The organism is Streptomyces sp. NPDC031418, assembly GCF_055581605.1.
Window position 1 is genome coordinate 88,013 of sequence record NZ_JBVIJC010000006.1, and the last position, 15,463, is coordinate 103,475.

General features: G+C 73.2%; 11 protein-coding genes. 7 read left to right on the top strand and 4 right to left on the bottom strand.

Annotated features, from left to right (window positions below; all coding sequences use genetic code 11):
- Positions 1 to 100: 100 nt before the first annotated feature.
- Positions 101 to 319: a type A2 lantipeptide gene (locus ACZ5CZ_RS09680; RefSeq protein ID WP_361695101.1), complete on the bottom strand. Its 219-nt coding sequence runs from the start codon at positions 317 to 319 to the stop codon at positions 101 to 103.
- Positions 320 to 985: 666 nt separating this feature from the next.
- Here ACZ5CZ_RS09680 and ACZ5CZ_RS09685 point away from each other — a divergent pair.
- Positions 986 to 2,362, top strand: coding sequence for a S1 family peptidase (locus ACZ5CZ_RS09685; protein ID WP_468941414.1), 1,377 nt, complete (start codon positions 986 to 988; stop codon positions 2,360 to 2,362).
- Positions 2,363 to 2,485: 123 nt separating this feature from the next.
- On the opposite strand, the gene ACZ5CZ_RS09690 is transcribed toward ACZ5CZ_RS09685, so the two are convergent.
- Entirely contained in the window at positions 2,486 to 4,627 is a 2,142-nt protein-coding gene (locus tag ACZ5CZ_RS09690) for a PP2C family protein-serine/threonine phosphatase (protein WP_468940890.1), read from the bottom strand.
- A gap of 331 nt (positions 4,628 to 4,958) precedes the next feature.
- Between ACZ5CZ_RS09690 and ACZ5CZ_RS09695 the strand changes: the two genes are divergently transcribed.
- From ACZ5CZ_RS09695 to qcrB, 3 genes are all read left to right on the top strand, one after another.
- Complete coding sequence (locus ACZ5CZ_RS09695; protein WP_385842483.1) at positions 4,959 to 7,403, top strand: SpoIIE family protein phosphatase; 2,445 nt, start codon at positions 4,959 to 4,961, stop codon at positions 7,401 to 7,403.
- 189 nt (positions 7,404 to 7,592) lie between these two features.
- A complete protein-coding gene (locus ACZ5CZ_RS09700; protein WP_385842484.1) occupies positions 7,593 to 7,868 on the top strand; it encodes a hypothetical protein in 276 nt (91 codons plus the stop codon).
- Positions 7,865 to 9,382, top strand: a complete 1,518-nt coding sequence (gene qcrB, locus ACZ5CZ_RS09705) for a cytochrome bc1 complex cytochrome b subunit (RefSeq protein WP_385842485.1) — start codon at positions 7,865 to 7,867, stop codon at positions 9,380 to 9,382. Before ACZ5CZ_RS09700 ends, qcrB begins: the two co-directional genes overlap by 4 nt.
- Here the strand turns inward: qcrB and ctaF are convergent.
- Together ctaF and ctaD are read right to left on the bottom strand one after the other, a co-directional pair.
- Positions 9,318 to 9,701, bottom strand: coding sequence for an aa3-type cytochrome oxidase subunit IV (gene ctaF, locus ACZ5CZ_RS09710; protein ID WP_467541503.1), 384 nt, complete (start codon positions 9,699 to 9,701; stop codon positions 9,318 to 9,320). The two genes, qcrB and ctaF, sit on opposite strands and share 65 nt — an antisense overlap.
- Complete coding sequence (ctaD, locus tag ACZ5CZ_RS09715) at positions 9,698 to 11,380, bottom strand: aa3-type cytochrome oxidase subunit I (RefSeq protein ID WP_468940896.1); 1,683 nt, start codon at positions 11,378 to 11,380, stop codon at positions 9,698 to 9,700. Before ctaD ends, ctaF begins: the two co-directional genes overlap by 4 nt.
- 97 nt (positions 11,381 to 11,477) lie before the next feature.
- On the opposite strand from ctaD, the gene ACZ5CZ_RS09720 reads away from it, so the two are divergent.
- The 3 genes from ACZ5CZ_RS09720 (at position 11,478) to ACZ5CZ_RS09730 (ending at position 15,448) form a co-directional block, all read left to right on the top strand.
- Positions 11,478 to 11,864: a DUF6479 family protein gene (locus ACZ5CZ_RS09720; RefSeq protein WP_468940899.1), complete on the top strand. Its 387-nt coding sequence runs from the start codon at positions 11,478 to 11,480 to the stop codon at positions 11,862 to 11,864.
- 200 nt (positions 11,865 to 12,064) lie between these two features.
- Positions 12,065 to 12,247 carry a hypothetical protein gene (locus ACZ5CZ_RS09725; RefSeq protein ID WP_385842489.1) on the top strand — a complete coding sequence of 61 codons (183 nt, stop codon included), beginning with the start codon at positions 12,065 to 12,067 and terminating at the stop codon, positions 12,245 to 12,247.
- 147 nt (positions 12,248 to 12,394) lie between these two features.
- Entirely contained in the window at positions 12,395 to 15,448 is a 3,054-nt protein-coding gene (locus tag ACZ5CZ_RS09730; protein WP_468940903.1) for an FAD-binding and (Fe-S)-binding domain-containing protein, read from the top strand.
- Positions 15,449 to 15,463 lie beyond the last annotated feature (15 nt).

A 15,463-nucleotide genomic window follows, 5' to 3' on the forward strand; every position in this document is an offset into this window, starting at 1 on the left:
GGAACTTCCCTCACCTGTGGGGGAGTTGCTGGTGTTTCAGGGCATCGATGAGTCCCGGAACCGGGAACCGGCTCCGGGACTCATCGGCGACGCGGTGCGATCAGAGACCGGCAACCAGGCCGTTGATCGGGGCGGTGTTCAGACCGGTCACGCCCTCGACGGTGCCGACGACCGTGTTGACCAGGCCGTTCACGCCCGGGGCGATCTCGTTCACGGTACCCAGGGTGCTGTTGAGGGTGTTGGAGGACAGACCGCCGGAGACGTTGTCCAGCTCGGCGTCCGAGATCTCGACGGTCTCGACCTGGGGGGTGGAGTTCATGATGGAACTTCCCTTCATATGGGTATTTCACAAGGGGGAGAGCGGCCCCCTCTGGGGACAGACGGACGGCCGCGAAACCGGGGGCGCCGGGCACCCGTGGAGCGGGCACCGGGGCGAGCCCTGCGGTGCGATGGATCAAAGCACGCAGGCGGCGCCCGCTTCCAATCAACCAGGGCGCCCACCAGGCAGTTTGTCGCGGAGACGCACGGATCCGTGCAGGTCCGCCCACACCTTGTCGGCGACTCCTTCACATGCCGCACGGCATCGTCGCACCGGCGGCCTTGCCCGCCGCGCGGCGAATCCGGCACTCCGCGCCAATGGTGTGACCGGGGGTAAGGGGATGTGCAGATCCGGCGCGGCCGGTGACCTGGTTGAGCATTCGATGTGCAGATTCCCTGAAGCAGGGATTCCGCTCTGTGTCCACAGCTGACCGTTACCGATCGGTTGCCGAGCGTGTCAGTCCAGGATCGCGGAACGTGGCCGATTCACCCTGCCGGTCCGGCCGCCGGGAAGCGGAACTGAACGCACCGCCCGTCGACTGCGTACGTACGGCCATCCAGGCGCCGTCAACGAACGAACTGTCAGGCACGAACTGCCCATGGAGCGAGAGCCCATGAACGGCAGACCCCCGTCCCCAGGAGGTCGAGAAGTTTGAGTCACAAGCGAATGCCCAAGCGCAAGGCCGCGATAGCGGTGGGCGGTGTCGCGGCGCTCGGAGCGGCGGCCCTCCTGCTCCCCAACGCCAACGCCTCCCAGGACCGGGGCGGGTCGGCCGGCGCCACCGGCACCGCCCGGACCCTGAAGGCGACTCAGGCCTCGGGCCTCGCCGCCCGGTTGCAGAAGACCCTCGGCGACGCGGTCGCCGGCACCTACTACGACAGCGCCAAGCAGCAGCTGGTCGTCAACGTCGTGCACGGCGACGCCCAGGCCGCCGCCCGAGCCGAGCAGGCCGGCGCCGCCGTCCGCACGGTGGACCACAGCACCCGGCAGCTCAAGGCGGCCGCGCGGACCCTGAAGACCAAGGCGACCATCCCCGGCACCTCGTGGGCCATCGACCCGCGCACCAACAAGGTCCTGGTCACCGCCGACTCCACGGTCACCGGCGCCCGGTGGAACCGGCTCCAGTCCACCGTGCAGGGCCTCGGCTCCGGCATGGCGACCCTGAAGCGGTCCGGCGGCACCTTCAAGACCTTCGTCTCCGGCGGCGACGCCATCTTCGCCCAGACGCAAGCGGGCGGCGTCCGCTGCTCCCTCGGCTTCAACGTCACTGCCTCCGACGGCAGCCCCGCCTTTCTGACGGCCGGTCACTGCGGCGTCGCCGCCAAGCAGTGGTCCGACTCCCAGAGCGGCCAGCCCATCGCCACCGTCGACCAGGCGGTCTTCCCCGGCAACGACTTCTCGCTCGTCAAGTACGACGACCCGAATACCCAGACGTCGAGCGAGGTCAACACCGGCAACGGCCAGACCGTGCAGATCACTCAGGCGGCCGATGCCACCGTCGGCGAGACCGTGTTCCGCATGGGCTCCACGACCGGGCTGCACGACGGCCAGGTCACCGGCCTCGACGCCACCGTCAACTTCCAGAGCGAGACCGACCCGAACGGCGTCGACACCGTCAACGGCCTGATCCAGACCAACGTCTGCGCCGAGCCCGGGGACAGCGGCGGCTCCCTGTTCACCCAGGACGGCGGCGCGGTCGGCCTCACCTCCGGCGGCAGCGGCGACTGCACCAACGGCGGCGAGACCTTCTTCCAGCCGGTCACCGCCGCCCTCCAGGCCACCGGCGCGACCCTCGGGGACGGCGGCAACGCGGGCAACGCGGGCAACAACGGCAACGCGGGCAACAACGGAAATGGCAACGGCGCGGGCGACCAGTCGGGTGCGGGCGACCAGTCCGGCGCCGCGGCCGGCGACCAGAGCGGCGCCGGCGCCGACCCGTCGGCCTCGGCCGGCGACCAGTCCGGCAGCGGCTCGGCGAGCGACGGGTCCGGCGCCGGCTCCGCGGACGGCAACGGGACCTCGTCCCTGACCGGCACCCGCTGAGCCCGGTCCCCCGAACGCCCTGTCGGCCCCGCGCGGTTCCGGCCGGCAGGGCCCGGCCCGGCCCTCCGGCGGGAGGGCCGGGCCACCGGCTCGGCCTCCGCCTCCCGCCGACCGCCCCGCGACTCAGCCGTCGGCGTGGGCCCGCAGCAACAGCACCGCCACGTCGTCCACCCGTTCCCGGGCCGCCGCGCTGTGCCGGATCACCGCGTCCGCGAGGCTCTCCAACGGCTGGTCGCCGGCCTCCGCGAGCAGCCCGCCCAGCTCCACCAGGGCGTCCTCGATGTCGGCCCCCGGGGACTCCACCAGCCCGTCCGTGTAGAGGAGGAGCACCGAACCGGGCGCGAGGGACACCTCGGTCGTCGGATAGACGGCTTCCGCGTCGATGCCCAGCAGGGGACCGCCGGCCAGGTCCAGCACCCGCACCCGCCCGTCGGGCCGTCGCAGCAGCGGCGGCGGATGCCCCGCCCGCGCCATCACGGCCCGCCCCCGGGCCGGGTCCAGCCGCAGATACAGACAGCTGGCGAACAGCTCCGCGCCGAGGTCGATCAGCAGCCGGTTGGTGCTGCTCATCACCTCGTGCGGCGCCTGCCCGACCGTGGTGTACGCGCGGACCCCGGTACGGATCTGCCCCATCAGCGCCGCCGCCCGCACATTGTGGCCCTGCACGTCCCCGATCGCCGCCGCCGAGAACGGCCCGGTCGGCACCAGGTCGTAGAAGTCCCCGCCGATGTCCATGCCGTGCATGGCCGGCAGATAGCGGGCGGCGGCCTCGATGCCCGGCGGCGGCACCAGCGTGTGCGGCAGCAGCGCCTGTTGCAGCCCGTGGGCGAGCCGGTGCTTGGCGTCGTACAGCTGGGCCCGCTCCAGGGCCTGGGCGATCAGCCCGCCGAGCGAGGTCAGCACCGCCCGCTCGTCGGCGGGGAAGACATGCGGTTCGGCGTAGGCCAGCACACAGGTGCCCACCGGCCGCCCGGACGCGATCAGCGGCAGATAGGCCCAGGCCGCGAAGCCGTCCGGGGTCTCGCCCCGGTTCGGGTACAGCCGCTCCAGCTGCTCCCGCGAGTCGAAGAACCCGGGTACGCCGCTGTTCAGCGCCTGGGTGCCCGGGGTCCGCTCGGACAGCGGCAGCCCGTTGAACCGCTCCACGATGTGCGGGTCGCCGTACCCCCGGTGTCCCAGCACATGCAGCCGGCCGCCCTCGGTGCCGAGCACCACCAGCGCCTGACTGCCGACCGCCGGGGCCACCTCGTCCCAGACCAGCTGGATCACGTCCTGCACCCCCACCGCCTCGGTCAGCGCGCCCGCCAGACTCAGCACCTGCGAGATCGTCACCAGACGGGACGGCCCCGACCCCGTCGGCGGGGCGGCGCGCGCCATCTCGGCCACCGCCCGGGCCCGGCTGATCCGCACGCTCAGCCCGGTCGTGTTCGGATACAGCCGGAACGACAGCCACTCGCCCGGCGGACGCAGCGCCACGAACGAGGTGACCTGCTGACTGATCAGCGCCGCCCGGTAGCGGTCCTCGTACATCGGGTCGTTCAGCCAGGGCACCGACACCCACGGCAGCGTGCCGAGCAGGTGGTCCGGCGGTTTCCCCAGCAGCTCGGCGGCGGCCTGGTTGACGAAGCCGATCCGGCCGTGCAGATCCAGCGACACCAGCCCGTACGGCAGCCGGGCCACCATCCGCGCCGCCTCCACCGAGCCCAGCGTGTTCCCCATGCCCGGCACGGGCGCCGCGAGCACATCGGCCTCGTGGGTGATCGGCCGGTTCTCCGCGGCGGCCCGCTCCAGCCGCAGCGCCAGCCGCTCGCAGGCCGCCGTCAGATGCCTGCGCTCGCCCTCGGACAGCTCCGGCGGATGCGCGCCGGGCCAGGTCACGAACAGCGCGCCGTACACCTTCCGCGCGGTCGCCACGGGCGCGGCGGCCAGCGCGAACGGGTACGGCAGCACCACCGCGATCCGCGGAAAGCGGCGGGCCATCTCCTCCTCGCCGCTCACCCAGACCAGCCGCCGCTCGCGTACCGCCTCCGCGACCGGGATCGGCGCGCTCAGCCCCACCCGCTCCCAGGGTGCCGTGAAGGCCCTGGGCATGCCCGCCTTCACCGCCATCTCCAGCACCGGCTCGTCCGGCCGGAGCAGATAGACGGCGCCGGAGTGCGCGTGCACCTCCTCCAGCAGGGAGACCAGCGCGAGCGACAGCACCGGCCGGCCGGTCGGCAGCTGGCCGGCCGCGGGCGCCTGTCTCGGCCCCGGCCCGTCGGACACGCCGACCACCTCCTCGTACGGCGCGCGGCGCCCCGCGCTCCAGGCTCCCTCGCGGGCGCGCCCGGCGCACGGCGAGCGCTCCGTCCGTGCCCCGCCACGCCACCCGGCCTGCGCTCACAAGGCCTCGGGGGGCGATCCATATACCCCGTCCACCCCGGCCCATGCGCGGGCAGGCGAAGCGCGGGGCGGCGGACGCACACGCATGTGCGCCCCCGCGCACCCTTGGTTTCGATCGAGGTCCACGGGCCGCCGCCGCGAAAGCGCCGACCGGGTCCCATGGGGGAACGGCACAGGGGCTGCGCGGCGGTCGTATAAGCGCTGTAATGGCGGCGTGGTCAGTGAGGGCGCCGCGGTACACGGAACCAGAGCCGAGCGCGCCGAAATCGCCCTGGAGACACTCGCCGCGGACCCCGGGGCACCCGACCGCCTGCGCCGTGTCCTGGAACAGGCGCTGGTGTTCGCCGGGGCGGCGTTCGCCGGGGTGTACGCGCCGGGCGGCGATCCCGCGGTGCTGTGGCTGGCCGAGTCGGCGGGGCTGCCCCGCACCCTGTACGGGCTCAAGGACGGCTATCCGGTCACCGGCGGCTCCCCGGCCGCCCAGGCGCACCGCACCGGGCGCCCGCTGTGGCTCGGCCCGGCGGAGCTGGCCGACTGCCCCGAGGCGCGCCGCACCCCCGCCCGGGACTTCTCGGTGGCCGCCCTGCCGCTCGGCGGCCGCGACGGCGGCTGCCTGCTGGCGGTGAGCGAGCAGCCCGGCGGCTTCGGCACCGACGACCGGGCCTGTCTGCGCCGGATCGCCCACGCGGTCGCCGTACCCGCCGCGGCGGCCGTCACCGACAACGGCGAGCTGACCGCCGACGCCTTCAGCCTGTCCATGGACACCGGGCGGATCGACGTCGGCGACGCCCTGCTGCGGCTGTTCGGCATCGGGCGGGACGCCTTCGACGGCCGGGTGGAGACACTGCTCGCCCTCACCGTGCCGGAGGACCTGCCCGCCCTGATGTCCGTCGTCGAGGCCGACCATATGACCATCGGCGACCGGGAACTGGAGTTCCGCGTCCGCCAGGCCTCCGGGTCCCCCAGGTGGCTGAGGCTGCGCGGCCGGCTGCTGCCCGCCGGGGAGGGCCGCCCCGCCCGGCTCGTCGGCACCGTCGCCGACGCCTCCACCCTGCGGTCCGACGTCACCGACGTGGCCCGGGTGCAGCGGCTGGCCGCCGCCCTGGCCACCGCCGGCACCGTCAAGGACGTCGGCAAGGCCGTCGTCGCCGCCCTGCGCCGACCGCTCCAGGCCGACCGGATCGCGCTCGCCGAACTGGAGAACGACCGGCTCGTCGTCACCGTCCTCGACCCGCCCGAACCCGAGTCCTGGCCCGAGGTGTGGCGCAGCGAGTGGCGCACCGAGTGGCCCGACGCGCCCGTGCGCGCCATGCCCACCCTCGCCGCCGCCCTGCGCCAGGGCCGCGCCCGCATCTGGCCCGCCGGCAGCCCGCTCGAACCCGCGCTCGCCGAGGTGGGCCCCGGCGGCCTCGCCGTGCTGCCGCTGCCCGCCGGCGGCCGGATGGCCGGCGCCTGCCTGATCGGCTGGGACGACCCGCACGAGTTCGGCGCCGACGAACGGGCCCTGCTCACCGCCTGCGCCAGTCTGACCGGACAGGCCCTGCTGCGCGCCCACGCCTTCGACGCCGAGCACGAGCTCGTCGGCATGCTCCAGCGCACCCTGCTGCCGCGCCGGCTGCCCCGGCTGCCCGGCGCGGTCGCCGTGGCCCGCTACCTGCCCACCACCGCGGGGCTGGAGGTCGGCGGCGACTGGTACGACGTGATCCCGCTCGCCGACAACCACGTGGCCCTGGTCATCGGCGACGTCCAGGGCCACAACGCGGGCGCCGCCACCCTGATGGGCCAGATGCGCACCGCGCTGCGCGCCTACGCCACCGAGGGCCACGCCCCCGACGTGGTCGTCGCCCACGCCAACCGGCTGCTGCTGGAGATGGAGACCGACCTCTTCGCCACCTGCGCCTACGTCGACGTCGACATGGAGCAGGGCACCGCGTGGATCGTGCGGGCCGGCCACCTGCCGCCGCTGCTGCGCCATCCGGACGGCGGCACCGAGACCGTGGGGTCCGAGGGCGGGCCGCCACTCGGGGTGCTGGACCGGGCCGAGTTCCCGATGACCCCGCTGCGGCTCACCCCCGGCACGCTGCTCGCGCTGACCACCGACGGGCTGGTGGAGTCCCCCGAGACCGACCTCGACACCGGCATGGACCGGCTCGCCCACGACCTCGCCGCCGCCGACCCCGCCCACCTCGGCCAGGTCGCCGACACCCTGCTCGCGGGCGCGCACCGCGGCGACGACGTCGCCCTGCTGCTGATGCGGTACGACGGCCTGGCCGTCTGCCCGCTGCGGGAGAGCTGGACGGTGTGGCGGGTGCCGGAGGCCGCCCGGCACGCCCGCCGCTTCACCCGGCGCACCCTGCGCACCTGGAACGTCTCGCCGGACACGATGGACGCGGCCCTGCTGATCGTCTCCGAACTCGTCACCAACGCGCTGGTGCACACCGACGGCCCGGTCCGGCTCGACCTCAGCCTGGTCAACCACCGGCTGCGGCTCGCCGTCGCCGACACCTCACCGCGCAGCCCGGTCAAGCCCACCGACATCGGCTGGGAAGCCACCGGCGGCCGGGGCATCCTGCTGGTCGAAGCGGTTTCGGCGGCCTGGGGAACGGTCCCGGTCAGCGGCGGCAAACAGGTCTGGGCAGAACTCACCCCCGACCCGTGAGACGCCCACCGGCCGGCGGCTCGTCCGGGATGGCCGGCGTGTGCTTCTGCCCCCGGCCGCACAGGGGCTTGGCGTTCGTCCCGGACGGGCTCGTCCTGGACGGTCAGCACGGGCCCGCGGCCGCCACACGGGTGCTTCCCGGGCCGTTGGACAGGCGCAATCCGGTCCGCGTGCCTAGGGTCGAGTGGTGTGGCACACACCTTCGAGGAACTGGTGCAGAAGCAGCGCGCGGCCGAGGCGGCACACGCCACCGTCGAGGAGCTGCGCAGCACCTATGGCCCACCCGCCGAGCGGGGGATGACCGGTGCCCAGTCGGGCACCTACGAGACCGCCCTGCGGGCCTGGCGGGACCTGGCCCGGGACGTGCAGAGCGCGGTGAGTGAGTACGCCAAGCAGACGGGCCGGCCGCGCGCCGAGATCGAGGCGGAGGTGGAGCGGGCGGCGGCGGCCCCGGAGGAGCGGTGAGGGGCGCCGCCCGCCGCGCCGCCCGCCGCACCACCCGCCGCGCCGAACGGTTCGCCGACGCCGTCGACGCCAGACTGCCGCTCACCGAGGGCGGCTCGCTGCTGCGCAAGGCGTTTCCCGAGCACTGGTCCTTCCTGCTCGGCGAGATCGCCCTGTACAGCCTGCTGGTGCTCATCGTCACCGGGGTCTGGCTGACGCTGTTCTTCAAGCCGGAGATGCGCGAGGTCGTCTACGCGGGCCCGTACACGCCGCTGCGCGGGGTCCGGATGTCGGAGGCCTTCGACTCCACCCTCCGGATCAGCTTCGACGTCCGCGGCGGACTGCTGATGCGGCAGACCCACCACTGGGCCGCGCTGGTCTTCGTCGCCGCCATCGGCACCCATATGCTGCGGATCTTCTTCACCGGCGCCTTCCGCAGGCCCCGCGAGGCGAACTGGGTCATCGGGCTCACCCTGTTCGTCGTCTCGCTCGCCGAGGGGTTCGCCGGCTACTCGCTCCCCGACGACCTGCTCTCCGGGACCGGGCTGCGCATCGCCCAGGGGATCATGGCCTCGCTCCCGGTGGTCGGCACCTACGTCGCGTTCTTCGTCTTCGGCGGCCAGTACCCGGGCCACGACATCATCACCCGGCTCTACCCCGTGCACATCCTGCTGCTGCCCGGCGTACTGATCGGCCTGGTCACCGTGCACCTGATCCTGGTGTTCTACCTGAAACACACCCACTGGCGCGGCCCCGGGCACACCAACCGCAACTCCGTCGGCAAGCCCCTGGTCCCGCAGTTCGCGGCGTCCTCCACCGGCCTGGCCCTCACCGTCTCCGGCGTCCTGGTGCTGCTCGCCGGCCTGGCGCAGATCAACCCCGTCTGGGTCTACGGCCCCTACCGCCCCGACCAGGCCTCCACCGACTCCCAGCCCGACTGGTACGTCGGCTTCCTGGAGGGCGCGCTGCGCCTCGTACCGCCGTGGGAGACCACGGTCGCCGGGCACACCTTCATGTGGAACGTGCTGCTCCCGGCCGTGGTGCTGCCCGGCCTGCTCTTCGCGGTCCTGTACGCCTATCCCTTCGTGGAGCAGCGCCTGACGGGGGAGCGGCAGCGCGAACAGCACCTGTGCGACCGGCCCCGCGAACGCCCCGTACGCACCGGGCTCGGCGTGGCCGGCACGGTGTTCTACGTCGTCCTGCTGCTGGCCGGCGGAAACGACGTGATCGCCCAGACCTTCCACATCTCCGTGAACGCCCTCACCTGGGTGCTGCGCATCGCCCTGGTCGTGGCGCCCCTGCTGGCCTTCACGGTGACCCGCTGGCTGTGCCGGGCCCTCACCGAGGCCGAGCGCGAGCGGCTCGAGGAGGGCGTGCCCACCGGGGAGGTCACGCAGAGCGTCTCCGGCGGCTACGACAGCGACCACGAGCCCGTCGGGTCGTTCCGGCCCGGCGCCCCGCGCAGGCCGCTCACCGGTGCGCGTACTGGAACACCATCCCGTACACCCCGCGAGCCAGAACGCCCAGCCCGATGAGGAACAGCCACAGCCCGTAGACCACACCGGTCGCCGTCACCGCGAATCCCAGCGCGGTGACCACCGGCCACACACTCTCGTCCGGGAAGAACGCCACCGGCCCAGCGGCGTCCGCGACCTCCGCCTCCGTCCGGTCCTGCGCGCGGGCGCCCCGCCGCCGGAACTGGATCAGGCAGAAGAACGACACCAGCCCCGCCATCCCACACGCGACGACCAGCGCCACGGTGCCGGTCTCGTCGCCCGACCACACCCCGTACAGCGCGGCCGACCCGCCGAAGAACAGCGCGACCCCGCCGAACAGCATCGACTCGGCCTTCATCGTGCCAGCTCCTCCCCGGCCGGACTGTCGACCTCCGGATGGTGCAGGTCGAAGGCGGGCGACTCGGAGCGGATCCGGGGCAGCGCCGTGAAGTTGTGCCGGGGCGGCGGACAGGAGGTGGCCCACTCCAGGCCCCGGCCCCAGCCCCAGGGGTCGTCGGCGCCGACCCGCTCGCCCCTGGCCGCGGTGCGCCAGACGTTGTACAGGAACGGCAGGGTGGACACGCCCAGCAGGAACGCGCCCGCCGACGACAGGGTGTTGAGCAGCGTGAACCCGTCCGACGGGAGATAGTCGGCGTAACGGCGCGACATCCCCGCCTCGCCCAGCCAGTGCTGCACCAGGAAGGTGAGCTGGAACGCCGGGAACAGCAGCCAGAAGTGGACCTTGCCGAGCCGCTCGTCCAGCATCTTCCCGGTGAACTTCGGCCACCAGAAGTAGAACCCCGCGAACATCGCGAACACCACGGTGCCGAACAGCACATAGTGCAGGTGCGCCACGATGAAGTAGGTGTCGGTGAGATGGAAGTCCAGCGGCGGGGAGGCGATCAGCACCCCGCTCAACCCGCCGAGCAGGAAGGACATCAGGAAGCCCATCGCCCACAGCATCGGTGTCTCGAACGACACCGACCCGTTCACCATCGTCCCGATCCAGGCGAAGAACTTGATGCCGGTGGGCACCGCGATCAGGAACGACATCACGGAGAAGAACGGCAGCAGCACCGCGCCCGTGGCGAACATGTGGTGCGCCCACACCACCGCCGACAGCATCGTGATCGCGATGGTCGCGCCGATCATCGGCAGATAGCCGAACAGCGGCTTGCGGGAGAACACCGGGACGATCTCCGAGATGATCCCGAAGAACGGCAGCGCCACGATGTAGACCTCCGGATGCCCGAAGAACCAGAACAGGTGCTGCCACAGCAGCGCGCCCCCGTTCGCCGCGTCGAACACATGCGCCCCGAACTTCCGGTCCGCCTCCAGCGCCAGCAGCGCGGCCGTCAGCACCGGGAACGCGGGCAGGATCAGGATCGAGGTGAACAGCACGTTCCAGGTGAAGATCGGCATCCGGAACATGGTCAGCCCCGGGGCGCGCAGGGCCACGATCGTGGTGATGAAGTTGACCGCGGTCAGGGTCGTCGACACACCGGTGACCACCAGGCCCATCGCCCACAGGTCGCCGCCCGCGCCGGGCGAGAAGTAGGCGCTGTTCAGCGGCGCGTAGGCGAACCAGCCGAACGCGGCGGCCCCGCCCGGCACCAGAAAACCGGACACCACCATCAGCGCCCCGAACAGGTACATCCAGTACGACAGCGCGTTCAGCCGGGGCAGCGCCAGGTCCGGCGCACCGATCTGGAGCGGCATGACGGCGTTGGCGAACCCGGCGAACATCGGGGTCGCGAACAGCAGCATCATGATCGTGCCGTGGATCGTGAAGAACTGGTCGTAGCCGTGCAGGCTCAGGAACTGGAGCCCCGGCCGCGCCAGTTCGGCGCGCATCCCGAGTGCCAGCAGCCCGGCGAACAGGAAGAAGCAGAACGACGTCACCATGTACAGCCGGCCGATCACCTTGTGGTCCGTGGTGGCGAGCCAGCGCAGCAGGGTCCGGCCGGGCCGCGGGGCGGGGGCCAGGTAGCGGACGACGATCTCATGGGTTTCCGGCACATCGGGCGTTTCGGTCATCCCTGGTGACGCTACTCGCGGCCGGCCCTGGCCCCGGCAGCGCCACGCCCTGCACACCCCCGGTCGTACGCGCGGCCCGGGTGGGTACCCGGGGCGCATGGACATCGCCATGTACGCCAGCCACGTCAGGTCCGAAGCAGCCGCCGGTGCGCAGGTCTTCGGATACGTCCTCATCCTGGTCGCCGGGGTCGCCTGTGCCGCCGGACTCCTCTGGGCCTTCCGTCTCGGCTTCAAGGTGCGCGAGCGCGAACCGGCGCCGCCACGGCCCGAGGAGCAGCCCGTGCTGCCGCCGACCGGGCCGGTCCGCGAGGTCAGCGAGATGCGCGAGCCGCACGAGGTGCCGCGGGCGGCGGACGAGAGTGAGCGTCTGACGCCCCACCAGCTCGGCAACATCCGCAGCCGCCGCGCCGACGACCAGCGCAGGGCGCGCTGGTCGCCCGGGTCCAGCGGGTCCTTCGGTGGCGGGGGCGGCGGCCGCACCTGACCGCTGACCGGCACCGCACCTGACGCTGACCGGCACCGCACCTGACGCTGACCGGCACCGCACCTGACCGCTGACTGCTGACCGGCAAGGTTTCGAAAACCCCCGGCGCGGGGACCCGGCCGAACACATCGCACACGCGCCCCCCAGGGCCCGGCGGCAACACGAGAGCCTTCCGCCGGGCGAGGGGACGCAGAAGGAAGATGACCGACGTGACCGCGCACACCAGTGAGAAAGCCGCCCCCCGCGCCGAGACCGGCCGGACGAAGACCGGACGCCGACGGGACGGGGCGGTGCGCACCTGCCTGCCCGCCGTCGTGACCGGCGCCGGCACCGGACGGCAGGGCCCGGCAGCCGAGGACAACATCGTGCGCGGCGAGGACTGAACCCCTGCGCCCGCCCGTCCTCGCCCACGGTGACCAGCCGGCGGCGGTCGGTTCGGCTTTGCCCGCGGAATTGCCGGGTACTCGCCGGTCCCCGGACCCCACAGCCCGGCAGCACATCGGTGAGAACGGTGAGAACAGGGAGCGCAGATGACCGCTGCGGACACATCCGGCCTGGAGGCCGCCCTCCGGGCCGAGGTGGACGGCGAGATCCGGTTCGACGCGGGCAGCCGCGGCGCCTACGCCACGGACGGTTCCAACTACCGGCAGCCCCCGCTGGGCGTCGTCGTCCCCCGCACGGTGGAGGCGGGCGCCCGGGCGCTGGCGGTGTGCGCACGCTTCGACGCCCCCGTGCTGTCCCGGGGCGGCGGCACCAGCCTGGCCGGACAGACGACCAACACCGCCGTGGTGATCGACTGGAGCAAGTACTGCACCGGACTGATCTCCGTCGACCCCGACCGGCGCACCTGTGTCGTGGAGCCCGGGATCGTCCTGGACGAACTCAACCGGCGACTCGCCCGGCACAAGCTCCAGTTCGGGCCCAAACCGTCCACCCACAGCCACTGCGCGCTGGGCGGCATGATCGGCAACAACTCCTGCGGCGCCTCCGCCCAGGCGTACGGCAAGACCGTCGACAACGTCCGGCGGCTGGAGATCCTCACCTACGACGGGCAGCGCGCCTGGGTCGGCCCCACCCCGCCCGACGAACGGGCCCGGATCATCGCCGGCGGCGGCCGGCTCGGCGAGATCTACGCCGGGCTCGACCGCATCGCCGGCGCCTACCTCGCCGACATCCGCCGCGGCTACCCCAAGATCCCGCGCCGGGTCTCCGGCTACAACCTCGACTCGCTGCTGCCCGAGAACGGCTTCGACGTGGCCAAGGCGCTCGTCGGCAGCGAGGGCACCCTGGTCACCGTGTTGCGCGCGGAACTCGACCTGGTGCCCGTGCCGCCGTACCAGTCGCTGCTGGTGCTCGGCTACGACGACATCTGCGCCGCCGCCGACGACGTACCCCAGCTGCTGGAACACTGCTCGCCCAGCCAGCTGGAGGCGCTGGACGGGCGGATGGCCCAGCTGATGCGGGAGGAGGGCGCCTATCTCGACTCCCTCGCCGTGCTGCCCGAGGGCGACAGCTGGCTGATGGTGCAGTACAGCGGCGACAGCCAGGAGGACGTGGACGAGCAGGCGCACGCCCTGCTGCGGGCCGTCGGCCGGGACGAGAAGGACAGCACCGTCGCCTTCTCCGACGACCCCGAGCGCGAGCAGCGGATGCTGAGGGCCCGCGAGGCCGGACTCGGCGTCACCGCCCGCCCGCCCGACGACCGGGAGACCTGGGAGGGCTGGGAGGACTCCGCCGTACCGCCCGAGCGGCTCGGCGACTACCTGCGCGACCTCAAGGGCCTGTTCGCCGAGTTCGACTACGACCACCCGTCCCTGTACGGCCACTTCGGGCAGGGCTGCGTGCACACCCGCATCCCCTTCGGGCTGCGCACCGCCGACGGCGTCGCCCGGTTCCGCCGCTTCCTGGAACGCGCCGCCGACCTGGTCGTCTCCTACGACGGCTCGCTCTCCGGCGAGCACGGCGACGGCCAGTCCCGCGGCGAGCTGCTGACCCGCATGTTCGGCGAACGGCTCGTCACCGCGTTCGGCGAGCTGAAGGCGCTCTTCGACCCCGGGAACCGGATGAACCCCGGCAAGATCGTGCACCCCAACCCCGTCGACGGACAGCTGCGCCTCGGCCCCACCTGGCGGCCCGCCACCCCCGAGACCCACTTCGGCTTCCCCGAGGACGACCACTCCTTCGGCCGGGCCGTGCTGCGCTGCGTCGGCATCGGCAACTGCCGTGGCCACTCCGGCGGCGTGATGTGCCCCTCCTACCGGGCCACCAGGGAGGAGGAGCACTCCACGCGCGGGCGGGCCCGGCTGCTGTTCGAGATGCTCGGCGGCCACGCCGACTCCGTGATCGAGGACGGCTGGCGCTCCACCGCCGTACGCGACGCGCTCGACCTCTGCCTGGCCTGCAAGGGCTGCAAGTCGGACTGCCCGACCGGGGTCGACATGGCGACCCTGAAGGCCGAGTTCCTCTCCCAGCACTACGCCGGCCGGGTCCGGCCCATGGCGCACTACGCGATGGGCTGGCTCCCGGTGTGGGCCCGGCTGTCCCGGGCCGCCCCGGCCCTGGTCAACTCCGCGCTGCACGCGCCCGGCCTCGCCGCCGTGGGCAAACGGCTGGCCGGCGTGGACGGCGCCCGCTCGGCACCCGTCTTCGCCGAGCGGTCCTTCGTGCAGTGGTGGCGGGAGCGCGGCGGCGAGGACCCCGACCCGGCCGACCCGCGCACGGTCCTGCTGTGGCCCGACACCTTCAGCACCTACTTCCACCCGGCCGTCGCCCGGTCCGCCGTCCGCGTGCTGGAGGACGCCGGGTTCCGGGTCGCCGTGCCCACCGAGCCCGTGTGCTGCGGGCTGACCTGGATCTCCACCGGGCAACTGCCCGCCGCCAAGCGGGTGCTGCGCCGCACCCTCGGCGTCCTGGCCCCCTACCTGGAGGCCGGCACCCCGGTCATCGGCCTGGAACCGTCCTGTACGGCGGTGTTCCGCGCCGACGCCCCCGAACTCCTCCCGGCCGACCAGGACGTCCAGCGGCTGGCCGGACAGGTCCGCACCTTCGCCGAACAGCTCGTCCACCACGCCCCCGAAGGCTGGCGGCCGCCGCAGCTCGCCCGGCAGGCCACCGTGCAGACCCACTGCCACCAGCACGCCGTCACCAAGTTCGACGCCGACCGCGAACTCATGCGCCGCGCCCACCTCGACGCCGACGTCCTCGACGAGGGCTGCTGCGGCCTGGCCGGCAACTTCGGCTTCGAACGCGGCCACCACGAGGTGTCCATGGCCGTCGCGGAACTGGGCGTCCTGCCGTCCGTGCGGGCGGCCGCCCCGGACAGCCTGGTCCTCGCCGACGGCTTCAGCTGCCGCACCCAGATCGAGCAGGGCGGCACCGGCCGGCGCGCCCTGCACCTCGCCGAGGTGCTGGCCCTCGGACTCGACGGCAACCTGCCCAGCGACCACCCCGACCGCCTCGCCGACCGCCCGCCCGAGCCGTCCCGTACGGCCCGCTGGGCGACCACCGCCGCGACGACCGCCTCCGCCGCCGCCCTGACAGCGGGCACCGTCCGCGCGCTCCGGCGGCGGGGCAGGCGCGGCTGACACCGGCCGGCGGGA